Origin of the sequence: Vagococcus luciliae (assembly GCF_024637875.1) — a bacterium.
In the GTDB taxonomy this organism is placed as follows: Bacteria; Bacillota; Bacilli; order Lactobacillales; family Vagococcaceae; genus Vagococcus; species Vagococcus luciliae.
Map to the genome: position 1 here is coordinate 68,832 of NZ_CP102451.1, position 21,010 is coordinate 89,841.

31 protein-coding genes and 1 other annotated feature are annotated in these 21,010 nt (G+C 33.2%); of the genes, 4 read left to right on the forward strand and 27 right to left on the reverse strand.

Annotated features, from left to right (window positions below):
* Position 1: 1 nt before the first annotated feature.
* From G314FT_RS00375 to G314FT_RS00440, 14 genes are all read right to left on the reverse strand, one after another.
* The gene (locus G314FT_RS00375) at positions 2-178 is read right to left on the reverse strand and encodes a hypothetical protein (protein WP_257701586.1); all 177 of its coding nucleotides are present in this window, start codon (positions 176-178) and stop codon (positions 2-4) included.
* On the reverse strand, positions 144-1,850 hold the full coding sequence (locus G314FT_RS00380) for a terminase large subunit (protein WP_257701587.1): 1,707 nt from the start codon (positions 1,848-1,850) through the stop codon (positions 144-146). The genes G314FT_RS00375 and G314FT_RS00380 overlap by 35 nt, the downstream gene beginning before the upstream one ends.
* Entirely contained in the window at positions 1,843-2,319 is a 477-nt protein-coding gene (locus tag G314FT_RS00385) for a phage terminase small subunit P27 family (RefSeq protein ID WP_257701588.1), read from the reverse strand. The genes G314FT_RS00380 and G314FT_RS00385 overlap by 8 nt, the downstream gene beginning before the upstream one ends.
* Positions 2,320-2,689: 370 nt before the next feature.
* Positions 2,690-3,082 carry an HNH endonuclease signature motif containing protein gene (locus G314FT_RS00390; RefSeq protein ID WP_257701589.1) on the reverse strand — a complete coding sequence of 131 codons (393 nt, stop codon included), beginning with the start codon at positions 3,080-3,082 and terminating at the stop codon, positions 2,690-2,692.
* Positions 3,083-3,086: 4 nt separating this feature from the next.
* On the reverse strand, positions 3,087-3,284 hold the full coding sequence (locus tag G314FT_RS00395) for a hypothetical protein (protein ID WP_257701590.1): 198 nt from the start codon (positions 3,282-3,284) through the stop codon (positions 3,087-3,089).
* Positions 3,285-3,287: 3 nt separating this feature from the next.
* Positions 3,288-3,578, reverse strand: coding sequence for a hypothetical protein (locus G314FT_RS00400; protein WP_257701591.1), 291 nt, complete (start codon positions 3,576-3,578; stop codon positions 3,288-3,290).
* 12 nt (positions 3,579-3,590) lie between these two features.
* Positions 3,591-3,767: a hypothetical protein gene (locus G314FT_RS00405; protein ID WP_257701592.1), complete on the reverse strand. Its 177-nt coding sequence runs from the start codon at positions 3,765-3,767 to the stop codon at positions 3,591-3,593.
* 272 nt (positions 3,768-4,039) lie between these two features.
* On the reverse strand, positions 4,040-5,488 hold the full coding sequence (locus G314FT_RS00410; protein ID WP_257701593.1) for a virulence-associated E family protein: 1,449 nt from the start codon (positions 5,486-5,488) through the stop codon (positions 4,040-4,042).
* Positions 5,478-6,317, reverse strand: coding sequence for a bifunctional DNA primase/polymerase (locus tag G314FT_RS00415; RefSeq protein WP_257701594.1), 840 nt, complete (start codon positions 6,315-6,317; stop codon positions 5,478-5,480). Before G314FT_RS00415 ends, G314FT_RS00410 begins: the two co-directional genes overlap by 11 nt.
* 12 nt (positions 6,318-6,329) lie before the next feature.
* Positions 6,330-6,533, reverse strand: coding sequence for a hypothetical protein (locus G314FT_RS00420; RefSeq protein WP_257701595.1), 204 nt, complete (start codon positions 6,531-6,533; stop codon positions 6,330-6,332).
* Positions 6,523-6,816 carry a hypothetical protein gene (locus tag G314FT_RS00425; RefSeq protein ID WP_257701596.1) on the reverse strand — a complete coding sequence of 98 codons (294 nt, stop codon included), beginning with the start codon at positions 6,814-6,816 and terminating at the stop codon, positions 6,523-6,525. Before G314FT_RS00425 ends, G314FT_RS00420 begins: the two co-directional genes overlap by 11 nt.
* 94 nt (positions 6,817-6,910) lie before the next feature.
* Positions 6,911-7,099 carry a hypothetical protein gene (locus G314FT_RS00430; RefSeq protein WP_257701597.1) on the reverse strand — a complete coding sequence of 63 codons (189 nt, stop codon included), beginning with the start codon at positions 7,097-7,099 and terminating at the stop codon, positions 6,911-6,913.
* Positions 7,100-7,113: 14 nt separating this feature from the next.
* Positions 7,114-7,290, reverse strand: coding sequence for a hypothetical protein (locus G314FT_RS00435; RefSeq protein ID WP_257701598.1), 177 nt, complete (start codon positions 7,288-7,290; stop codon positions 7,114-7,116).
* A 33-nt stretch (positions 7,291-7,323) separates the two neighbouring features.
* Positions 7,324-7,593, reverse strand: coding sequence for a DNA-binding protein (locus G314FT_RS00440; protein WP_257702580.1), 270 nt, complete (start codon positions 7,591-7,593; stop codon positions 7,324-7,326).
* A 189-nt stretch (positions 7,594-7,782) separates the two neighbouring features.
* Between G314FT_RS00440 and G314FT_RS00445 the strand changes: the two genes are divergently transcribed.
* Both G314FT_RS00445 and G314FT_RS00450 read left to right on the forward strand, forming a co-directional pair.
* A complete protein-coding gene (locus tag G314FT_RS00445) occupies positions 7,783-8,619 on the forward strand; it encodes a helix-turn-helix domain-containing protein (protein WP_257701599.1) in 837 nt (278 codons plus the stop codon).
* Between the two features lie 44 nt (positions 8,620-8,663).
* Positions 8,664-9,866, forward strand: coding sequence for a site-specific integrase (locus tag G314FT_RS00450; protein WP_257701600.1), 1,203 nt, complete (start codon positions 8,664-8,666; stop codon positions 9,864-9,866).
* A gap of 36 nt (positions 9,867-9,902) precedes the next feature.
* On the opposite strand, the gene rplT is transcribed toward G314FT_RS00450, so the two are convergent.
* The 3 genes from rplT to infC all read right to left on the reverse strand — a co-directional run bounded on the left by rplT (position 9,903) and on the right by infC (position 11,077).
* Positions 9,903-10,262: a 50S ribosomal protein L20 gene (gene rplT / locus G314FT_RS00455; RefSeq protein WP_071456385.1), complete on the reverse strand. Its 360-nt coding sequence runs from the start codon at positions 10,260-10,262 to the stop codon at positions 9,903-9,905.
* A 67-nt stretch (positions 10,263-10,329) separates the two neighbouring features.
* Positions 10,330-10,530, reverse strand: a complete 201-nt coding sequence (gene rpmI / locus G314FT_RS00460; RefSeq protein ID WP_071456384.1) for a 50S ribosomal protein L35 — start codon at positions 10,528-10,530, stop codon at positions 10,330-10,332.
* A 25-nt stretch (positions 10,531-10,555) separates the two neighbouring features.
* Positions 10,556-11,077, reverse strand: coding sequence for a translation initiation factor IF-3 (gene infC / locus G314FT_RS00465; RefSeq protein ID WP_257701601.1), 522 nt, complete (start codon positions 11,075-11,077; stop codon positions 10,556-10,558).
* Between the two features lie 25 nt (positions 11,078-11,102).
* Positions 11,103-11,239 (reverse strand) — a sequence feature (ribosomal protein L20 leader region).
* A 342-nt stretch (positions 11,240-11,581) separates the two neighbouring features.
* Here infC and G314FT_RS10525 point away from each other — a divergent pair.
* Positions 11,582-11,827, forward strand: a complete 246-nt coding sequence (locus G314FT_RS10525) for a pentapeptide repeat-containing protein (protein WP_423837536.1) — start codon at positions 11,582-11,584, stop codon at positions 11,825-11,827.
* 245 nt (positions 11,828-12,072) lie between these two features.
* Here the strand turns inward: G314FT_RS10525 and G314FT_RS00470 are convergent, their stop codons facing one another.
* From G314FT_RS00470 to dhaK, 6 genes are all read right to left on the reverse strand, one after another.
* Positions 12,073-12,273 carry a cold-shock protein gene (locus G314FT_RS00470; RefSeq protein WP_125957125.1) on the reverse strand — a complete coding sequence of 67 codons (201 nt, stop codon included), beginning with the start codon at positions 12,271-12,273 and terminating at the stop codon, positions 12,073-12,075.
* A 184-nt stretch (positions 12,274-12,457) separates the two neighbouring features.
* Positions 12,458-13,447, reverse strand: coding sequence for a DhaKLM operon coactivator DhaQ (dhaQ, locus tag G314FT_RS00475; RefSeq protein ID WP_257701602.1), 990 nt, complete (start codon positions 13,445-13,447; stop codon positions 12,458-12,460).
* A 100-nt stretch (positions 13,448-13,547) separates the two neighbouring features.
* Positions 13,548-14,681: a glycerol dehydrogenase gene (locus G314FT_RS00480; RefSeq protein WP_257701603.1), complete on the reverse strand. Its 1,134-nt coding sequence runs from the start codon at positions 14,679-14,681 to the stop codon at positions 13,548-13,550.
* 15 nt (positions 14,682-14,696) lie between these two features.
* Positions 14,697-15,065 (reverse strand): dihydroxyacetone kinase phosphoryl donor subunit DhaM, encoded by a 369-nt coding sequence (gene dhaM, locus G314FT_RS00485; RefSeq protein ID WP_257701604.1) that lies wholly within the window; start codon positions 15,063-15,065, stop codon positions 14,697-14,699.
* The gene (gene dhaL, locus G314FT_RS00490; protein WP_257701605.1) at positions 15,066-15,644 is read right to left on the reverse strand and encodes a dihydroxyacetone kinase subunit DhaL; all 579 of its coding nucleotides are present in this window, start codon (positions 15,642-15,644) and stop codon (positions 15,066-15,068) included.
* A gap of 14 nt (positions 15,645-15,658) precedes the next feature.
* Entirely contained in the window at positions 15,659-16,648 is a 990-nt protein-coding gene (gene dhaK / locus G314FT_RS00495; protein ID WP_257701606.1) for a dihydroxyacetone kinase subunit DhaK, read from the reverse strand.
* 166 nt (positions 16,649-16,814) lie between these two features.
* Here dhaK and dhaS point away from each other — a divergent pair, with 166 nt between their 5' ends.
* Positions 16,815-17,354, forward strand: coding sequence for a dihydroxyacetone kinase transcriptional activator DhaS (dhaS, locus tag G314FT_RS00500; RefSeq protein WP_257701607.1), 540 nt, complete (start codon positions 16,815-16,817; stop codon positions 17,352-17,354).
* Positions 17,355-17,393: 39 nt separating this feature from the next.
* Here the strand turns inward: dhaS and trmB are convergent, their stop codons facing one another.
* From trmB to G314FT_RS00520, 4 genes are all read right to left on the reverse strand, one after another.
* On the reverse strand, positions 17,394-18,038 hold the full coding sequence (trmB, locus tag G314FT_RS00505) for a tRNA (guanosine(46)-N7)-methyltransferase TrmB (RefSeq protein WP_257701608.1): 645 nt from the start codon (positions 18,036-18,038) through the stop codon (positions 17,394-17,396).
* A 54-nt stretch (positions 18,039-18,092) separates the two neighbouring features.
* The gene (locus G314FT_RS00510) at positions 18,093-18,872 is read right to left on the reverse strand and encodes a phosphotransferase family protein (RefSeq protein WP_257701609.1); all 780 of its coding nucleotides are present in this window, start codon (positions 18,870-18,872) and stop codon (positions 18,093-18,095) included.
* 104 nt (positions 18,873-18,976) lie between these two features.
* A complete protein-coding gene (locus G314FT_RS00515) occupies positions 18,977-20,206 on the reverse strand; it encodes an ABC transporter permease (protein WP_257701610.1) in 1,230 nt (409 codons plus the stop codon).
* Entirely contained in the window at positions 20,206-20,940 is a 735-nt protein-coding gene (locus tag G314FT_RS00520; RefSeq protein ID WP_257701611.1) for an ABC transporter ATP-binding protein, read from the reverse strand. The genes G314FT_RS00515 and G314FT_RS00520 overlap by 1 nt, the downstream gene beginning before the upstream one ends.
* Positions 20,941-21,010 lie beyond the last annotated feature (70 nt).

Here is a 21,010-nt window from a genome sequence, read left to right on the forward strand (position 1 = left end):
TTCATGTTTCTTTGTCTATCAATACAGACATAATAATTAAGACAATGCCTGTTGCAATCAATCCCCATTCCGTACCAGCTAATAAGCCGACTGCTACAACAATGAGTAAACAACCTAATATAAATAGATAGGTATGTAATTGATTAAAAAGCAAAACTTTCAGACGTGTAAAATTCATTATCTGCCTTCTTCCCTTCCACTGTTTCAAAATGATTCATTGCGAATACGTGTGCGTTTATCAATGCAACTATTGGATCAATTTTATTTGAGTTCTTAGATTTATTAATTTGAATGCCGTTATTATCTTCTTTGATAATCGCATTGTTTACTGCATGAGTTAATATTGTATTTTTAGGATGAATAATCTTTTTATCATATAATTGTTCTCTAAATGACCGCGTAGGGACGTTTAAAGTTAAAATACCTTGTCTTACTTCTATCATTGGATAGTTGGCTTTTTCTGCCTTAGATATAAGGCTATTAGCATTGTAAGGGTCATAACATATGCCCAAACACTCTAAGTCATTCATCTCAATCAAATCCTTTATAAACTCAAAGACTTGGTCGTAATCAACAATCCCACTCTCTAATTGAGTGATAGAACATTCGCCAACCTTTTCAAGTTCACGATATGGCAATCCGTCCCGATTTTCCTTATCTTGCAAACCGTATTTTGTAGCCACAAATGAATGAGAATCACAATATAATCTGCCATCATCTAGTGGTACAATCCACGATATACTAGTTAAATCATCTGTTTTAGATAAATCGACTCCGATATAAACCTGTTTACCTGTTATATCTACTGGCTCAACTTTTGCAATATCCCAATCTTCCCCAGCGATATAACTATCCTCGCTTGCTTGTTGCCACATATTGAAGTTCTTTACGAGTACCGCATTGAGATTATGTTGTTTAATCCCCAACTCAACATCATCTTGTATAGCTGGAAGCATTGTTGACTTGATTTCTTCACTTTCAAATATTGGATTGGCTTTAATCCACATATCTTGGTCGTGTATTTCTTCTTTATCATCAAGTTCCCATATAGCGATAAAATATCTATCGGCTTCTTCCTTGCCTTCTAATACATCCGACAAGAATTTATATTCGTCATACATTGGAACATTCATATCTAACCCTGCCGTAGATACAACGGCAAGAAGTCCATTCTTTTGATTACTCATACCACTTTTAAGAACGTTATAAACTTTTCTAGTTTTTGCTTCATGCCACTCATCAAGAATCGCCGTAGTAGCTCCAAAACCATCTAATGTACTTGTTTCAGAAGCCAACGCCATTGCAAATGAATCACTTTCTAAATCAGTAATTTGAGCATTTAATATTTTTAATCGTTGTCGCATATACTTAGATTTCTTGGCAACACTTTTTAAGCCATTAGACATCATGTTATAACCTAACTTAGCTTGTTTTAAGGCATTAGAAACAAATAGGACTTGTCTGCCTTGTGCTGGCTCCGTTTCCATTAACAAGGAGTTAGAAGCCATACTACTAACTAAATAGGTTTTACCATTTTTTCTACTCATTGAAATAAACGCTCGATTAAATCGCCTATTCCCTGTTTTCTTTTCTCGCCATCCGTCTAACTCGGATATTATCCATTGTTGAAACGACAGCATTTTTATTGGATTGCCGTCCGTTCCTGGTAACAGTTCAACAAATTTCAAAGAACGATTAGCACGCTCGACATCAAAGTAATAAGGAAAATCATCCGACTTACTTCGTTCTAAATCTTTAACAAAACGCTCCACTGCCAACTTAATTTTTTTACCAGCCACAATCTCACCATTCAAAACTTTATTGGCATACTCTAAAGCGTAATTAACCATTCAATAAAACCTCAAATGGATCACTCGGCTTTTCATTCTTCGCTTTGTTTAAAGCAAGTTTTGCCCTAGATTCTAATGTCATACCTAAGGCACTAGAAGAAGCCTTTAAGTCTTTCATAGCTTGTGACTGTACTTTAACCGCTGGATTAGGCTGTTTTTGTCCTGTGTTTTCGTTCGTGATAAACGTGCCGAATTTACGTATCTCACCTTCAGCTGTCTTAATTCTTGAAAATGCTAAACAATAAGAAATTAATAAGCCAAAATCAGTTTCAGATAAAGGCAAATCTTTTTTCATAACTGGTACTATCCGAAGAAACTCACTTTTTGCAGAAGGTGGCAACCAATCGGGGGGCGTACTAACTAATTCTTCATGTTCAAATAATTCTTTCTTAGCGTCCTCACGCTGTGCTTTTTCTTCGTTTGATAAGTGTGCTTTAGTCCCTTCAAACAATTTAACTGGTTTCGTCATAGCGTTCTCCTTTCCAACAATAAAAAAGAGGACATAACTAATAGTCATAATTGACTAATAGCTACATCCTCGGCTTTACCGTTTAGGTGTCTTTAACATATTTTATTATCGTTGATTGTTCTAATATTGGTTACTTTACCATTTCTCACTGTGACGATAACTTCACCATAATTAGGCAACTCAACCAGCTTTTTATTCCCGTTGTTAGTGGGTATTATCATTTTTTCTGTCATAGTTCTCCTACTTTCATTATAACATAATCGTCTACAAACGTAAACGGTTAGCATTTGTTCATTTTGGCTCTATATAACTCTACAAAAGGCCTTTTTTTGCAAAGTGAGAATGGCTCGATGTCACAAACGTTGATATATCAACCCCCATGATTTGATGGGTTATTGGCACGATATAGCCTCACTTCATTGGTCTTTGTGTTATGGCAGGCATGACATAGGCTTTGAAAGTTCGATTCGTCTAGTCGTTTACTAAAATCGTCTTTAATTTCTATGATATGATCCACAACATCAGCTTTTACTATCTTTCCACTTCGTTCACATTTCTCACAAATTGGATTTTTATATCTATAAAGTAATGAAGCTTTTCTCCATTGTCTTGATTGGTAAAACTTTATATACTTTTCATCTTTTAACATTCTATCTTTGTATTGATTAGTTGAATGAACTTTCTCATGTTTCTCACAATACCTAATATCATAATCAACTAACTTAGTACAAGAAGCATGATTACATTGTTTCTTTGGTTTCATGATATTAAAACTCTGTTGATGGTTTTATATTATTATCTTCAACATATTCTATAAAGGGACTAACCACGTTTATCTTATGTCCGTCCTCTAAGGCTATGACATACTTATTATCATTTACTTGTTGGATTGCCTGCACCTTGTTCTTGCCGACTATTATCGTTTCTTTAACATCACCATTGAAATATCTTAATTCTTTTATCATTGTTTACTCTCCTTTATTAATTGCTAACTTCATATAGTTTTCAGTTAGTAACTGTAATTCTTTTAATTCTTCTTTACTGCATTTATTTAAGTTTCCTAATGTCTTTAACAGATTAGATTGTATCTCACAATTCTTTTTATGAACTGATTGAGCTTGTAACATAACCTTATCAATTTCTTGTAATTTATCCTGCACCCTGTCTTGTAGGACCTGTAAACAATTTGCCTGTTGTTCTATCATAGTCCCATAATCAAACCCTCTATACTGCTTAGGTATATACATTAGTTTAAACATATAGCCACCCCTTTAATTACTTTTAGTGTCTTTATAAATCAGTGTCCACAATCCATATGTATGTAGTGCTTCGGGTTCCTGGTCCAATGATTGTTTGATATCTATCAACTCATAGCCTTGTTCCAAAAACACATTAATTCTATTTTCAACTTCTTTAATTTGCCCAAAGAACATTTTTATTTTTGTCATAGTTGCCCACTCCTAAATTAGTAATTCACACGTCATTCACACGATAATCACACGTACGTGTTACCTATCCAAAGCACTGGTATATAAGGGTTTATCATTGTTGAGTAACACGTTAACACGTCATGTCTGCAAACTTACCTATGTATGTCTAGTCTATAAACTGTCAATACTTTTAGGTAAAAGTACGTGTGACGTGTTACTAAAACTCTGCAACCCTTGTGGCTCAATGGATTCAGCAATCACACGTACGTGTTACCACCTGTTACTACGTGTTACTTATTAATATTTTTATTTGCATGATTTTTATTATAGAAACCACGTCTTCTATTTCTATTAGTTAGTTGTTTCTTTTCCCAACCATCTATGTTCTCAATGATTAAAGAAATCTTTTTAGCTTCTGAACCCGAACCAATTTTCAACATATCTTCACTATCCTTTTCAAAAACAACTTCTAATATGTCCGCAGTCAATACACTTTCTAAATATATAAGTCTATCTCTCATTGCAAAGTGTTTGAGTATATCATCATCAATACCCTTAGGATAGTTCTTATAATATTGTCTTTTATTCCAGGTTCTAGCTTCATCCCAATCTGCTGGGACTTCCATATCTAGATACTTAATAATCAAGTCACGTACTGGATCTTCAACCTTAGCTTCTTCCTGGTACTTAGTAGCTATTTCTAAAATCTCGATATCTTCATCATGACCTTTGTCAAAATAGATTCGTTGCCCTTGTTCAAACAATACTTTAGCTTCTGCCAACACTTGTAAGAAATAATCATCTGCCATTTTAAAAACATTGAGCTTTGGCTTATTCCTACATGGAAGTGGGTAGAAACGTCTTTCCCCTGTTAAATCTTTCAGATACTCACCATCATTAGTGGTTCCGATAAACACACAATGTCTAGCCCACTTTACTGTATTTCTTTCATACGGTAAGCGAATATCATCATACCGTCCACTAATAAAGTTTTTAGCTTTTGTGATTTTTGTTTTACCTAATGAAGCAAGTTCACCCAATTCCAAAATGACATTATTTCTTAGTTGTAAATAGTCGTCTTTGTTTTCCCCTAATGATTCTAGCGTGTCACTAAAATAATCATCCGTATATAATAGACTAGGTGCCGTTGATTTCCCTATACCTTGTTTCCCCGACAAGATAGGAACTAACTCAAACTTAATACCTGGCTTATATATCCTAGCAACTGACCCGACTATCCAACGTTTTGTGACTTCACGAGTATATAAGTTATCATCTACCCCTAATAAATCTATAAAAAACGTTTCAACCCTAGATGTATTATCCCATTCTTGCTTTTCTATACGTTGCTTAACTGGATTGAATACATTACGTCTAGCCACGTTTACAACGGCATTGTGGAGCTTTGTACCATCAAAAACAACATTGTAGTGTTTTTCTATATAAGACTGTAAGGCGGATTCAAAACTATCTTCCCATTGTCCTGCTTCTCGATTTATCCAGGGAGAATTTTTCAATAAATGAATATGTCCGCTAAACTCGTTATATCCAATAGTTCCTTTTAGATTACTATCGTTAGATATAATTAACTCCGCATTGACAATACTTGATTGTTTTATATTATCGTCTTTGTTATAACGTAGTTCAGACATCCAGGCTTTTAACTCAATGATTTTTTCAGAACGTTTTTCCGATTCCGGGAAGTCCAACGCTTCATGTAATTTATTTTTATGAGCCATGTACTTTCCCCCTAACATCCTTTTTAATCATACTTTTAATTATTTTATTCACTTCCTTATCATCAAGTGGAGGACTATTATAAGCATTGGCCGTATAAATCAACTCAACCAATGTTTCATTATCGACACCGTGCCATAGTAACCAACCACATAAAGAAGTTAAGTGATCGTTCCGTCCTCCTTCGCCTGCTCCACTTGTAATCAAATCTAATTTCATAGCTGTATTTGTTTTAGATACTGGTCGATAATTTTCTACTTTTATAGGCTTTCCACCCTGTAACAAGTCAATTAACCAACCTGGAGCCATTGCAGTATCATTTAAAGTCTTACCATCTAAAGAAATATACTTTGTTCCATTAGTCATAATTGATGGAGCAATAGGAATACCATAAGTAATAACATCTATCCCACTTCGTCCGTTGCCTGCTTCATCTACCCCAAATAATTCTTTAAATGCTCCTGTTTCTTGACTAATTTCCACACCATCAGGCAATTTAAAAAAGAAGTGAATACCATTCCCTGGGGTGGCTTCGACATAAGTCGGTGGGAACATATCGTATTTACTCCAAAGTTTCTTACAATTTTCAACTCCATCCATTCCTTTATCATGACGATCTAAATCAATCACGATAAAATGATGGTCTTTTAACATTAGTCCCACATTCCTTGATGAATCTTCTTCCCACCAATTAGAAATTTGGTCTAAATCGTTTGTTGCGTCATTCCATCCATTAGAACCTTGAAGCGGTATCTTAGTACCTGGACTAAGTGGGTAAATGGAATATCCTTGTTTTTGTAATTCGATAGCTCTATCGTAATTATTTACCACTCAATCACCTTCTTAATCTTCAAACTGTGTACTTTCCATTTCTTCGGCATGTTTTTTAGTTAATAACTTTATAGCATTTACAAGGCTAAAAATTTGATTGATATCATCCGTCGTCATGTCTTTATTTAACTTATAGTCTAAAAACGTTTGTAAGGCAGACAATGAATGATCTATGTCATTCGCATTGGTTATATTTAAGTCAAAATTATTTTTCATTACTTACTACCTCCACTTGTTCATCCGGACAAATACCATTAGATATAGTTTCTAATCGCTTAGATACGTCCTCAAGTAGTAGTTCTAGCCTTGTAAGCCCTCCAGTTTGAATGAAATATTTAAAACTAAAATCATCACCATTAGAAAAAACACTATTTAACAAATCAATTAAATCTCGACTAGAATCAAGTGTATTTTTTACGCCTATTAATTCATCTGCTTTCTTAAATAAATAATCAAACGTTACCTTATTACCGTTAATTGTTATTTTTTTCTCGTTCATGTTAAAATCCCCTTTATTTTCAATTGATTGTAAAGTGAAAATACTTTATAATAGGGATAAATAAGCTTACTAAATCTATTTATCCCATGCTCGCTTAAAGATTGCCGTCTTTAGCGTGCTTTTTTTGTATTCTCTTATAACTTGATTCATCAAATGCCATTAACCACGTTAAGATAAACACCGTACTAAGTAACATATTTATAACTGTTGGTCCATACTTTCCCATCAATAAACCGATAATAAAAATTGTTAGTAATAAACCAAATCTTCTTACTCGATACATATACTCACCTCCTTTCAATTCAAATAGATGTCCTCTAACCCAATTGAATCTAATAAATCAATAATCTTCTCTTTATATAGTTCTTGTACATCATCAATCTTTGCTGGCTTACCGTCCACTTTAAAATTCGTTGCTTCTGATAATTCATATAAATCTGTTAATTTTTCTTTTAAACTATTTAGTTCAATCATTATTTGTTCCTCCCACATGTGCCCAACATGTTTTTATTTTTGGTGTTCTAAAAGCCACTGTGTTATTGCCGATTTACTATATAGAGCCATTCCAGAATCTAATCTTATTTCTGGTGCCCCTTGAGCAATCCAACTTTTAAAAGTGTTTACACTTACGTTAAATGCGTCTGCACAATGTTTTTGTTTCAAAATATCTTGATCTAGTCCAGCATTACGTTTTGCTTCCTCAATACTTTCTTTAGTTATTTCGTAAATGTAACTTCTTAAAGCGTTTGTTTGTTCTTCTGATAAAAATACTTGCATTTGTCCCACCTCTTTTTGTCCATTTTTTTAACAACATTTAAGTTGTTGACCTTAATATACACAATTAAAAGAATCATTGCAAGTCTTTTTGCTACTTTTTTTTACTATTTTTTTGAAGTTGATAAAAAAAGGTTCAAATTAATGTTTTTTTGTAGTACACTATTGATATAAAAAAATGGAGGTTGAAACATGATTGTTTTTCATTTAGATAAATTACTGAAAGAACACGATTTAACAATTAACTCTTTAACAAATATTTTAAACGAAAAATATCCTAAAGATAAAAATGTTTCCAGAAAAACTATTACTGCTATCGCAAATAATTCTGCTAAAAATATACAGTTATCAACTTTGGAACAACTAACAGACTATTTCAAAATACCATTAGATAAATTAATGACTCTAACCACTAACAATCTAAAATATATATTTAGATTGATATATCCAAACAGTCTCTTTAATGTTAAAACTATGATTGGAACTAAAGATAAAGAAACATTACTCCCGCAAATGTATTTAGAGATTTTTGAGGATAATAAATTGATAGAGTCTTTTGTATTCCACATAATAGTTACGTCTAGTGAGGACGAATCACATAAAATTATTGATAGCATTTCTTTTCTTCCAGTACTATCTACACCGCATGAGTACAAAAATAATTTTGAAGAATTTGAAGAAAAGCTTAACAATAATCAAACTGAAGTTTACAGTGCGTTTTATGAGTTATTAAATAATTATCTTTCTAAGTTAACAATATTTGATATTGAAGATATCTTTAAATTATTTATTGAAAGTATACTAACAAATCTTAAATCTTTTTTCGCTGATAGTTTAACTATTTCATCAACCTTGTATTTTGACATTACAAATTTTTTGATAGTTCCCTTATTAGTCGATGAGAAAGACTCAAAAATCACAGTAGATTTTTCAATTGCTAAACATATACAAGAGTTTGGTACTCCACATTATAAAAATTTATCTGAGCAAAAAAAAGTATATGTAGAAACAGAAATTAAAACTGACTAACTCCCCTCCCGCATGTGCCCGCATAAGATAAGGGAGAGTTAAATATGGCAACACAAATAAAAAAATATACAAAAAAAGATGGAACAACTGCTTATATGTTTAAAAAATATCTTGGCATTGATCCAATTACTGGAAAACAAAGAGAAACCACTCGTAGAGGTTTCAAAAGCGTTAAAGAAGCAAAATTAGCTTTGTCACGGTTAGAAGTTGAAATTGCGGAAAATGGATTAAAACAAAATAAACCAATCAGAACATATTCAGAACTATGCGATGATTGGTTTAATCTTATTTATAAAAAACGAGTTAAAGAAAGTACATTCTGGAACACTAAAACAATTTTTGATACTCATATAATACCTATATTAGGTCATTTAAAAGTAAATAAAATCACTGTCCAAATGTGTCAACAGTATGCAAATGATTGGTCCGATAGTAGTCCAAAAAGATATAAAAGGTTGATTAATTATGCTGGGATGATTTTTAAATATGCGGTTTCTATTGGTGAATTAAAAGATAATCCTATGGATAATATTATTATCCCGACTATTGAAGTGGAAGAAAAAAAAGCAAATTTTTTATCTAAAGAAGAATTAGTTTTCTTTTTAGAACAACTCAAACAAAATTGGGATTATAAAAGATTCGCATTTTTCTTTTTACTTTCTCATACTGGAATGAGAAAAGGCGAAGCTCTTGCTATTCAGTGGCGTGATATTGATTTAAGCAATAAAACTTTAACTATTAACAAGACTTTAGCTGTGGGAAAAAATGGCAGTCTATTAGTGCAGACACCAAAAACTAAAACAAGTATCAGAACAATAGGCTTAGATGATAATACGATTGAAGTTTTAAAACAATGGAAGAAATTTCAAGCTAAGGAATTATCATTATTGCAGTTTATACCTTCAGTGGACCAATTAGTTTTTAGTAAGTCCGATACCAACACATTGTTAGACCCTGGAGCACCTAGAAACTGGTTAGATACTTTTTATAGGAAGTTTCCTACGTTCAAAAGGATAACCGTCCATCAACTAAGACATACACATGCTTCGCTTTTATTTATGGCTAAGGCTGACATGAAGCAAGTACAATCAAGGCTAGGGCATTCCAGCCTATCCACAACGTATTCAGTTTATACACACTTATCAGAAGAAATTGAAAAAGACACCGCAAATCTATTTGCTGATTTTATGACTGATAAAAATAATCTGGGTCAAAGTCTTGGTCAAAAAAAATACCCACTCGATTGAGTGGGTTAAAACGTTGGTATATCAACGATTATTTAATTATTTAGCTAAAGCAGCTTTTGCTTGGTCCGCTAATGTTGTAAATGCTTCTGCATCATGAATAGCGATATCAGCTAACATTTTACGGTTCATATCAATGTTTGCTAATTTTAAACCATGCATAAATTTAGAATAACTTAAACCATTCATACGAGCTGCTGCGTTAATACGAGCAATCCATAATTTACGGAAGTTACGTTTTGTTTGACGACGATCTCTAAATGCGTATGTATAAGAAGTCATCACTTGTTCTTTTGCTGTTTTATATAATGTATGTTTTGAGCCATAGTAGCCTTTAGCTAACTTAAGCACTTTTTTACGACGTTGGCGAGTTACTGTTCCACCTTTTACACGTGCCATGATAATTCCTCCTTGAGTTGTTCGTTATTTCAATATATATTTTTTAGCTATTATCAGGAACTAAAAATTATTTCATGCGAGTCAATTGTTGACGAATACGTTTGTAATCGCCTTTTGATACCATTGCTGGACGACGTAATTGACGACGTTGTTTTTTAGTTTTTCCATGGAAACGGTGACTAGTAAATGCGCGATGTCTTTTAAGACCTCCACCACCAGTACGTTTTACACGTTTTGCTAATCCACGGTGTGTTTTCATTTTTGGCATGTTATTTTCCTCCTCAGATTCTTACCTACTTATCTGTTTTTGGTGCAAGCATGATAAACATACTTCTACCATCCATTTTCGCTTTTTGCTCAACAACTGAGATATCATTTGTTTCTTCTGCTAAGCGATTTAAGACGTTCTGACCAATTTCTTTATGGGTAATCGCACGACCTTTAAATCGGATAGAAGCTTTCACTTTATCACCTTTTTCAAGGAATTTACGCGCATTACGCAATTTGGTATTAAAATCATTGACATCGATTGTTGGGCTCAAACGAACCTCTTTTACATTAATGACTTTTTGTTTTTTACGGGCTTCGCGTTCCTTTTTCTGTTGCTCAAAACGGAATTTTCCATAATCCATGATTTTTGCAACTGGTGGTTTAGCGTTTGGTGATACTAAAACAAGATCAAGATTTGCTTCTTGAGCAATTCTTAAAGCTTCTACTTTAGATTTAACACCTAGCTGTTCTCCGTCTACTGCAATTAAACGTAGTTCTCTTGCACGAATGCCGTCATTCACCATATTATCTTTTGCTATGGTCATTCACCTCCGAATTTTTTAGAGAAAAACACAGAAAAAAACGAGCTCTTTACAAATAAAGACCCCGCACCAAAATAGTATTTGATATCATATCAAAACTAAACGTTATCTAGCCCAACAATTTTTTATTGTTAAGGCGAGAAGCGGGTGCTTCTGCTTTAATTTCTCAACTTCTTAATTGTATAAGAATCAAATAAAAAAGTCAACAACTTTTTTATCATTTATTAACTTAGCATTCTATACTTTCACTAAAAATAATGTATGATATCTATTAGAAAGAATGTGCCATATGAAAATAAAAGAACCGGTGATAAGTTTAAATCAACTAAAACTATTGGATAGTCTTCCGAATTCTTTATCAGGAAACTTGTTAGAAAATAAGCAGATGACCCCTATTATCACTACAAACCCAAAAAGCTAATAAATCGTTTAGTTATCGATAAAAATCATTGGATTAGTTCAACTTTTTCCAATCAATCAAGGGAATCAATTGAAATTAGTGATACTATTTTTGACGCTTGCGACTTTTCAAATACCGAATGGATCAACAGCTCCTTCCATCGTGTTATATTTAAAAATTGTCATCTAACTGGTATCAATTTTGCAGATTCCTACCTTAACCATTGCCAATTTATCAACTGTACTATGCCCTATATATCATTTAATTTTTCTAAAATATGCCTGACACATTTTTTTCTTGTGATCTACTATCATCTGAATTTTCTGATACTGATTGGAAACAACTTGAACTAAATGATTACACTCTGGAAAATACAACCTGGTTGAATACATCTCTTGATTCACTCAATCTTTCTACGTGTCACTTTGAACAGTTGTACTTTTCACCTGATAAAATACGTGGTCTAATAGTTAACTTGGATCAAATTGTTAGCGTCGGTTTGGCACTTGGTTTAATACTTGATGAACCGCTTGAAACAAAAGAAAATAAAAAAACCACTCAAGGTAAACTTAAGTGGTTTTATCTTTTAAAGTTAGAATTAAGCTTTAACGATGTTAGTTGCTTGAAGTCCACGTTGACCTTCTTCAACATCAAAAGTCACTTCTTGACCTTCTTCTAAAGTTTTGAATCCTTCACCTTGGATAGCTGAGAAATGTGCAAATACATCTTCTCCACCTTCTTGAGTGATAAAACCAAAACCTTTTTCAGCGTTAAACCATTTTACAGTTCCGTTTGCCATGTTATGTTTCCTCCTTATTATCGCGTAATCATGTACGCATATTTTGTTGCAATAAATGTGACGCTTAATAGGAGAAATGTAAACAGAATGTTAATTTTCCTAAAACGAATCAAATATACTACGCTTATTAATATATCATGAGTTTCATTTAAATACAACCTTTTTTTAAAATAAATTAATTTTTTTACCAAGCAAAAGCATTTGTGGTCATTTTTAAATAATCTAACCATTTATCATCAACTATTTCTAAAAAAGTTAAAGATATACCGGCCATATCTGTTGATGTCATATAATTACCTGTCTTGGCAAATACAATCTCGACATCTTCCAAATCAAGTAATCGTCTCACATCATTTGAGAAGACATATTGCTCCATAATCGTTGTCGTACCTAATCCGTTAATTAATATAGCGAATTGTTTATTTGTATAATCTTCATACTGAACAAGTAACTTGTTGATTAATTCGTTAGCTAAATGTTCTGATGAATAGAATGGTTCACTTCGATACCCCTCTTCTCCGTGAATTCCGATTCCAAAAGAAATCATATCCTTTTCCAAATCAAAATTGAATTTATCTCCTGTTAAACTTGTTCCACTGGATACGGCAACACCTAAGCTATTCATCGATTGAATAACTGTTTCTCCTAACTTAACTAACTCGACAACACTTTTCCCTTCACTTGCCGCTGCTCCAAGAATTTTATGAACAAACACAGTCCCTGCGACACCACGTCGTCTTTTTTCGAAACTACCTGTTTCAACAGAGCAATCATCGTTAACAATAACATGACCTACTTTATGACCTGCTTTCACTGCCATCTCTTTTGCTTTCAAAAAATTGGTTACATCAGCTTCAAAGTTTTTAATAATCAGCAAAACGCCTAACCCTTGATCTGTTTTTTGAATAGCTTCAAATACTTCTTCAGCTGTTGGTGGAATAAATAAAGGACCACTCACTGAAGCATCTAACATATTTTCTCCAATATAGCCAAAATGAGCTGGCTCGTGTCCACTTCCACCACCACTAATTACCGACACTTTATTTGAGGGTTTATCTGTACGTAATAATATACCCGTCTTAGGAACTCTTTGTAAGATATCTTGTTGAATGTATGCCACACCATTTAAAACTTGTGAAACAGTATCTTTGGGTTTATTAATAATTCGTGTCATAACATCCTCCTTTTTCTTTTTTCATTCCCTAGTCTATCACAAGTATATAAAATAAACAGTCAGAATATAGCGTATTCTGACTGTTTCAATCATTTTATTGTTATTTGTGTTTTGCCTTGTAGTCACGACCAATTTTATCTGCTGCAATAATAGCAGCCGCAACTTCTTCCTCAACAATAGGGAAAGGCATAGAATGAATTGATTCTTCGGGAATACAAGCCTTTTTAGCCACTTCCATTGCTTCCTCGAATGTAATACTCTCTACCCCAATGTCTTCTAAACAAACTGGTAAGCCAATTGATAAACTAAAATCAAGTACTTCATGTAATTCTTTTTGTGAAGCATTTTCTAAGACTAATTGACAAATCACACTAAAGGCAACTTTTTCACCATGGAAGTATGAATGAGTTCCTTCTAATGCTGTTAGTCCGTCATGGATCGCGTGAACAGCAGCTAAACCGCTACTTTCAAACCCTAAACCAGATAATAAAATATTTGTCTCAACAATGTTTTCTAACGCTGGAGTTACCACATTGTTATCACATGCTATTTTGGCACTATAGCCATTTTCAAGTAATGTTTCGTAACACACTTTAGCTAATGTGTAAGCTGCAATCGTATTTTTAGCAGGTGCTGTTTCTTTTGTCACATAACCATTTGGTAAGCCGGCATTAACATTTGAAAATGAATTCGCTGTTGCACGAGCTTCAAATAATGTAGATAACGCATCTCCCATACCTGATACTAAAAATCTTGTAGGTGCGTTTGCAATAATAGTTGTATCAACCATTACCACACTTGGACTTTGTTTAAAGTAAGCATAATCATCAAACTCACCATCTTCAGTGTATAAAACAGCTGAATGACTTGTTGGAGCGTCGGTTGCAGCAATAGTTGGCACTATAATTAAGTTATCTCCTTCAGCCACACATTTTGAGGTATCAATGGCTTTTCCACCGCCTAGACCAATCACGCAGTCTGCTTCGTTTTCTTTAGCAAACGCCTGTAATCTCGCTACTTCTCCACGTGAACATTCACCGTTGAAATGACTTGGAATAAACGTAATACCAAATTTTTCTGCTGTTTTGTCTAATTTTTCTTGCACACGATTAATGTCGTCTTGATGTGCGATTAAAAGAGCTGTTTTTCCAAATGTTTTAACATAATAACCTAAGTTCAGTAATTCATCTTCGCCTTGTACATATTTTGATGGACTAATAAATGCTTTTCTCATGATTTTTCCCCCTAGTTATTTTACCTTTAATTCGCTTAATTGTTCTTCAATGGTTTTTAAATCAGCACCAGCTTGTATTAACGCGGCCGCTGTATAACTACTTTCCACTAATGCTGTATCATATAAAATGACATTTTTATCTGTCATGTCCATTGCTAATTCTAAATTCATTTTGGCACTTCCTAGATCATAAAAGGCTAGAATAGTGTCTGCTTCATTTGCTTCAAACGCTGACATAATCGTTTCAAAACTTGTTCCAATACCATTGTCTTCCAAACCGCCAGCTGTTGTGATTGAAACGTCTTTCGCTACTTCTCTGATTAAACGTGTAATACCTGTTGTAATTTCTGATACATGTGAGACTAATACAATTCCTAAACTCATTTACTTCACTCCTGCTTCTATCATAGTTTCAAATAGATAACTACTTGACATAGCACCTGGATCAATGTGTCCAATTGAACGTTCACCTAAATAAGAGGCACGTCCTTTTGTTGCTTTCATCTCTTTTGTTTCTTCAGAAATTTCTTTCACTTTTTCTTCTGTTAAAGAACCGTCTTTGAGGGATTCAATGACACGTGACCAAGTATCAAGCATTGTTTTTTCTCCTGGCTCACTTTTTCCACGTTTTTGAATCTCACTCATACCGCCTTCTAAAATTGACACTAAATCATCCGATTGCATTGAAGCTTTTGTCATTCCCATAAAAGCTGAACCATATAACGGACCAGATGCTCCACCAACTTTACTAATTAATGTCATGGCTGCTAATTTAAACACTTCTGTTGGTGTTTGAGGATTTTTTTCTTCGATAGATTTCATCATTTCGCTTGTCCCACGTGCCATGTTTGCACCATGATCTCCATCACCAATTGGTGTATCTAAATCACTTAAATATGCTTTATTTTCGCCAACTTTATCTGTAAATAATTGTAACCAATTTATCACTTGTTTTGTTTCCATATATGTCTCTCCTTTTACCATGCAATTGTTGTAACAGGTGCATTTAAAGCTTCTGTCCATTCTGGTGTATCTAGATGAATCATAGTTAATGACAAACCTTCCATATCGATTGATGTCATCACATCGCCAACTTTTTTGAAGTCAACTACTAAACCATCTTCTTCAAGTAAAGCCTTTACATCATTCATAAAAACAAATTGCTCCATTAATGGTGTACCACCTAATCCATTCACTAAAACACCATATTTATCCCCAGACTTCCAATTAAATTCATCTTTAAGTTTCCCAACTAACTCTTCAGCTAATTTTCTTGATGATTGTAATTTTTCTTTACGATATCCAGGTTCGCCGTGAATACCAACACCAAATTCAATTTCATCTTCAGCTAAAACAAATCCAGGTTTTCCTACAGCAGGAACTGTTGCACCAGTTAATGCTACACCTAATGTTTTAATTTCTTTAACTAGTTTGTCGCCAATTTCTTTGATTTCAGCTAAACTTTTACCTGATTCAGCGGCATGACCTAAAATTTTATGAACTAAAATGGTTCCAGCGACTCCACGTCGACCAGCTGTATAGGTACTATCTTCTACCGCAATGTCATCATCAACTAATACTGTTTCAACTTCAATGCCTTCCATCTCAGCTAAATCTTTTGCCATTTCAAAGTTCATCACGTCACCAGAGTAATTTTTAATGACTAACAATACTCCAGCACCATCATCAGCAGCTTTGATTCCTTCTAGTACTTGATCAGGAGTTGGCGAAGTGAAAATCTCTCCACAAACAGCGGCACTTAACATTCCTGTCCCTACAAATCCAGCATGAGCAGGTTCATGACCACTTCCTCCACCACTAACAACCCCTACTTTACTACCTGAAATATTTTTCTTAACAATCACATTTGTTTCAGGAATACGTGTCACTAAATCACTATAAGCGTAAGAGAGTCCTTCAAGCATTTCATTTAATATGTCGTCTGTTTGATTCATTATTTTTTTCATCGTCGCTTCCTCCGTTTTCTTATCTATGTCTGTATTATATAAAGAAAAGGCTTTCTTTGTAATGGACAGTTTCACAAATGTGTCCGCTTTCAAAAAATAATTGATGTTTGTCTTTTCCTTTATTGATTGGTATTCTTAAGACAACGTAAATTTAAGGAGGTCTCTCATGGCGTCAACTGGTTCTTTAATCACAAAAAAAGTCATCGCCTATTCGTTAAAAGATTTATTAAAGACAACTCCCTATCAAAAAATATCCATCAAAGATATTATGTCTCATGCTGAATATCGTAGACAAACCTTTTACGATCATTTTACAGACAAAGAAGATCTGATTATTTGGATTTATCAACAAGAACTCACTGAAATTGTGGAACATTTTATCAACTATGATCACTGGACAGTGATTATTAAACGATTGGTTGATTATTTCGAAAAAAATAAATTGTTTTACCAAAAGACGCTACTAGAATCCTATGTTTTTGATGCTCAGCTATCGACTCAACTACAACAATTTATTTTATACCTAATCACCCATCAAAAAAAAGAAACGATAAAACAAATCAAACCTGAAGAAATGGCTGATTTTTATGCATTTGCTGTGACAGGCGTCATTAAAAATTGGTTATTTCATGATTGCCAAACACCAAAAGAACAACTCACCTCATCTATTATTACCCAACTATCTTTTCTCATCAGAGAAAAATAAAAACATCTTTGCGTTTTTTTATCCGCAAAGATGTTTTTACTATTTCTCTTTAAAGGTTGCTTCTAATCGATAAATCGGTTGCCCCTTAGCAGAAAACTTTTCTTCATATTCTGTCATAATATTGCCTTCATAATCGCTACCATGTAAGTCAAGCCACACTTGATTTAAAACCATACCATATTGAGACAAACTAGCTAATGAATATTCAAATAAACCTTGATTATCCGTTTTAAAGTGAAGTTGTGCACCTGATTTTGAGATAGTTTCATAGGTTTTTAAAAATGTTTTATAGGTTAGTCGTCTTTTAGCATGCTTTTTCTTTGGCCAAGGATCAGAGAAATTCAAATAAATTTGAGAAACTTCACCTTCTGCAAAGAAGTCAGTTAAATCTGCTCCATTGACTAATAATAATTGCAAATTAGGTAACTGCTCAACTAATTGTTTTTCTAATACTGAAATCATGGCATTTGTTTGAAGTTCAATACTCACATAGTTAATATTAGGATGAGCTTTTGCCATTTCGACAATAAATTGCCCTTTTCCACTCCCCACTTCTATATGAATGGGTTGTTCTTTTGCAAAACGTTCTTGCCATTTGCCTTTCCACAAGCTGCCATCTGTTAAAATATATTGTGGATTGTCTTTAATTGTCTCCATTGCACCTGGTTTGTTTCTTAATCGCATAACGGATTCCTTTCTCTATAAAATAGCCCCTTGACTTTTAAGTCAAAGAGCTACTTATACATCATATAATTTTTTTAATAATGAAACGTAATTTGACATTTGTTTGTATTCTTCTCGGTAATAACTTCTTTTAATTTGCTGCAACAAGTTCATGCCTGCATACCAATTAATACGCTCTAACAATTCATCATCAACTTGTATACCATACATTTCTAACCAATTAGGCCAATCCTCTCTAGAAACATATTGTCCTAATATCGTCCCCAAATCATAAGCTGGATCAGATAAAACAGAATAATCCCAATCAACCAAATATAATTCTCCATTTGATGCTAACATCCAATTATTATGAATAGCATCTCCATGACACGCAACAAATCCAACTGATGCATAAGATGGTAAGTGATTTTCTAAATAACGAAAAACACGCATTAAATAATCGTCGTTTTTCAATTCTTTAGGTAAATCAGTTATATAATCTTTCAAAAAATCAAAGACTGATTTTTCTGCACCATCCATTCTTTTAAGCATTGATTTTAATGACTCTGATTGATGAAGATAACGCAACATATGTGCAACATCTTCACTCTTAGAGAGTTCTTCTATCTCTAACTGTCGTCCTTCTAACCATTCTTGTGCAGTTAATATGTCCCCATTACTTGTTCTTTTAGTCCAAAGTAATTTTGGCGTTAAACCTTCACGAGATAATGCGGCTAAAAAAGGAGTAGAATTACGCTTAATAAAGACTCTCTCATTTTCTTTCATACCTTTATAAGCTTTCCCGGTATCTCCTTTTATTGGTTGGAGATTCCAGTTTTTATCAAAATTAAACATGTCTATTACTCTCCATAACTGTCCTTTACTCACTTTTACCATCATTCCACTGTTCCACTATGGGATTACGAAAATTTAGTATAACACATTTCTATTGAAGTTTTTCATCTATTTGCATTTTTTTCAATTTTTTTTAGTCTCAAAGGGAGATACCCCCACGATAATACTAAACAGACCACAACAAATATCCCAAATAATTGCATTGCCTCTACTTTATTAGGTAATGCAATTAACACAATTATGCCATAAATAATTGTCATGATCATTAATACACTTCTTATTATAGATAAAACTGCACCAGATTTTTTCTTAGGAGAAACAGGATACAGCTGAGCCATCAACATATAATCGAATGCATGATACATTGGAATTAATTGAAAGCCCAACAAATAGATAAACAAACTACCTAGTATAGCCATTAACCAAAATGACTGAGTAAAAAATAAAAGAATCGCACCTACAATAACCAAACGTAGCGTTAAGCTACTATACTCAGAACTTCTTGCAGCAACTCTTGCATAAAGATAAAGATAAGTATTCTCTGAGGTTTTCTTAACTTTATTTAGTAAGCCATCTAAATATTTCCGTCTTCTAACATCTGATGACAAGCCAGGAACATCTGTAAATAAATTAAAGAATGAATAAATTCGTTTCATTCTTTTTCTTTCCATATTAATACTCTTTTCCCAATTCAATTGACTTATTTCTAACGTTTGTTTTGCTAATACAACTAGCAATATACTCACAAGAATTGAAATGACTGTTCCAATATAAAATGATAAAAACAAACTTGAAGAAAGACCAATTAAAGCGCCAATATACCATACAAATCGATGCGTTGTCACCTTTTTCTCTGTATTAAGATAAAGTGACTCTAACTGTATCCATAAATCTGCATATTTTAATGAAATCAAACTTACAATTATGAATAATGCCATAGAAAAAGTCACTGATTTTGTTACCACTACTAAAGGAAACGTCACTCCGACAATTAGAGATAAGCTAATCACTGGTAAAATAGTTGAATATCTTAAACTCTGTTTCAAATAAGTCGTCATCGCTCTTTCTTTTGGCAATAAAAATACCATATCTGCTTCTTGCATCAAGGTACTCAATCGTCCAATAAATAGACTGATTAACCAAAGCATCATCACCACAAAAGGTACCCAAGTAACAAATGGGGTCAATGTTTTTAAATATTCGGAATAGTAATAACCAAAACCACCTAGTCCAACCATACAAATTAAAATAAAATGATCATTCATCACATATTTTAAATAGCGAATCATTTTTTTTTGATGTTTAGTAAGACGTAATTTATAAAATTCTACCATTATTTTCCCTCCTCTTTAGTAAGAGATAAATAAATATCATCTAAAGAAGAATCTGGTAGATTAAACTCCTCACGTAATTCCTCCATTGTCCCATTCGCTCTAACTTCACCATTATGCAAGACCACAAAACGATCACAATATATTTCAGCTGTAGCTAAAATATGAGTGGACATCAAAATAGCAGCACCTTGTTGTTTCATTTCATTCATCAACTCAAGAAGAGCATTGATAGCTAATGGATCTAAGCCTAAGAATGGCTCATCTATGATATATAAACTTGGCTCTGTCAAAAAAGCACACAATACCATAACTTTTTGTTTCATTCCTTTTGAAAAATGAGTGGGGAACCAATCTAATTTATTTTCTAAACGAAATAATTTTAATAAATACTCCGCACGTTTTAAAGCTTCTTCTTTTGGAATATCATACGCCATCGCCGTCACTTCAATATGTTCCCTTAATGTCAATTCATCATACAATATTGGACTTTCTGGTATAAAGCCTATTTTTTTTCGATAGGATTCTGGGGCATTAAAAATGGTTTCATCATCAATAGTAATTTTTCCTTTTTGTGCATTAAGTAAACCAATAATATGTTTTATGGTTGTACTTTTACCTGCACCATTGAGACCAATTAACCCAACCATCTCACCAGATTTCACTTCAAAATTAACTGATTTTAAAACAGGAACATGACCATAGCCTCCTGTTAGATTTTCTATTTTTAAACTCATTATTTTTCCTCCAATACATACTAGACTAATTATATCATATATCGTTCGTTTACTTACTTATTTTAATATT

Excerpts from the sequence above, each read along its gene's own strand:
- rplT (WP_071456385.1), bottom strand. The coding sequence starts at position 10,262 with ATGGCACGTGTAAAAGGTGGAACAGTAACTCGCCAACGTCGTAAAAAA.
- rpmI (WP_071456384.1), bottom strand. The coding sequence starts at position 10,530 with ATGCCAAAAATGAAAACACACCGTGGATTAGCAAAACGTGTAAAACGT.
- dhaK (WP_257701606.1), bottom strand. The coding sequence starts at position 16,648 with ATGAAAAAAATAATGAATCAAACAGACGACATATTAAATGAAATGCTT.
- dhaM (WP_257701604.1), bottom strand. The coding sequence starts at position 15,065 with ATGAGTTTAGGAATTGTATTAGTCTCACATGTATCAGAAATTACAACA.
- dhaS (WP_257701607.1), top strand. The coding sequence starts at position 16,815 with ATGGCGTCAACTGGTTCTTTAATCACAAAAAAAGTCATCGCCTATTCG.
- G314FT_RS00390 (WP_257701589.1), bottom strand. The coding sequence starts at position 3,082 with ATGAAACCAAAGAAACAATGTAATCATGCTTCTTGTACTAAGTTAGTT.
- G314FT_RS00380 (WP_257701587.1), bottom strand. The coding sequence starts at position 1,850 with ATGGTTAATTACGCTTTAGAGTATGCCAATAAAGTTTTGAATGGTGAG.
- G314FT_RS00400 (WP_257701591.1), bottom strand. The coding sequence starts at position 3,578 with ATGTTTAAACTAATGTATATACCTAAGCAGTATAGAGGGTTTGATTAT.
- G314FT_RS00435 (WP_257701598.1), bottom strand. The coding sequence starts at position 7,290 with ATGATTGAACTAAATAGTTTAAAAGAAAAATTAACAGATTTATATGAA.
- G314FT_RS00375 (WP_257701586.1), bottom strand. The coding sequence starts at position 178 with ATGAATTTTACACGTCTGAAAGTTTTGCTTTTTAATCAATTACATACC.
- G314FT_RS00425 (WP_257701596.1), bottom strand. The coding sequence starts at position 6,816 with ATGAACGAGAAAAAAATAACAATTAACGGTAATAAGGTAACGTTTGAT.
- G314FT_RS00480 (WP_257701603.1), bottom strand. The coding sequence starts at position 14,681 with ATGAGAAAAGCATTTATTAGTCCATCAAAATATGTACAAGGCGAAGAT.
- G314FT_RS00405 (WP_257701592.1), bottom strand. The coding sequence starts at position 3,767 with ATGACAAAAATAAAAATGTTCTTTGGGCAAATTAAAGAAGTTGAAAAT.
- G314FT_RS00450 (WP_257701600.1), top strand. The coding sequence starts at position 8,664 with ATGGCAACACAAATAAAAAAATATACAAAAAAAGATGGAACAACTGCT.
- G314FT_RS00420 (WP_257701595.1), bottom strand. The coding sequence starts at position 6,533 with ATGAAAAATAATTTTGACTTAAATATAACCAATGCGAATGACATAGAT.
- G314FT_RS00430 (WP_257701597.1), bottom strand. The coding sequence starts at position 7,099 with ATGTATCGAGTAAGAAGATTTGGTTTATTACTAACAATTTTTATTATC.
- G314FT_RS00520 (WP_257701611.1), bottom strand. The coding sequence starts at position 20,940 with ATGAGTTTAAAAATAGAAAATCTAACAGGAGGCTATGGTCATGTTCCT.
- G314FT_RS00440 (WP_257702580.1), bottom strand. The coding sequence starts at position 7,593 with ATGCAAGTATTTTTATCAGAAGAACAAACAAACGCTTTAAGAAGTTAC.
- dhaL (WP_257701605.1), bottom strand. The coding sequence starts at position 15,644 with ATGGAAACAAAACAAGTGATAAATTGGTTACAATTATTTACAGATAAA.
- dhaQ (WP_257701602.1), bottom strand. The coding sequence starts at position 13,447 with ATGACACGAATTATTAATAAACCCAAAGATACTGTTTCACAAGTTTTA.
- G314FT_RS00410 (WP_257701593.1), bottom strand. The coding sequence starts at position 5,488 with ATGGCTCATAAAAATAAATTACATGAAGCGTTGGACTTCCCGGAATCG.
- G314FT_RS00515 (WP_257701610.1), bottom strand. The coding sequence starts at position 20,206 with ATGGTAGAATTTTATAAATTACGTCTTACTAAACATCAAAAAAAAATG.
- G314FT_RS00470 (WP_125957125.1), bottom strand. The coding sequence starts at position 12,273 with ATGGCAAACGGAACTGTAAAATGGTTTAACGCTGAAAAAGGTTTTGGT.
- G314FT_RS00395 (WP_257701590.1), bottom strand. The coding sequence starts at position 3,284 with ATGATAAAAGAATTAAGATATTTCAATGGTGATGTTAAAGAAACGATA.
- trmB (WP_257701608.1), bottom strand. The coding sequence starts at position 18,038 with ATGCGATTAAGAAACAAACCAGGTGCAATGGAGACAATTAAAGACAAT.
- G314FT_RS00445 (WP_257701599.1), top strand. The coding sequence starts at position 7,783 with ATGATTGTTTTTCATTTAGATAAATTACTGAAAGAACACGATTTAACA.
- infC (WP_257701601.1), bottom strand. The coding sequence starts at position 11,077 with ATGACCATAGCAAAAGATAATATGGTGAATGACGGCATTCGTGCAAGA.
- G314FT_RS00510 (WP_257701609.1), bottom strand. The coding sequence starts at position 18,872 with ATGTTTAATTTTGATAAAAACTGGAATCTCCAACCAATAAAAGGAGAT.
- G314FT_RS00385 (WP_257701588.1), bottom strand. The coding sequence starts at position 2,319 with ATGACGAAACCAGTTAAATTGTTTGAAGGGACTAAAGCACACTTATCA.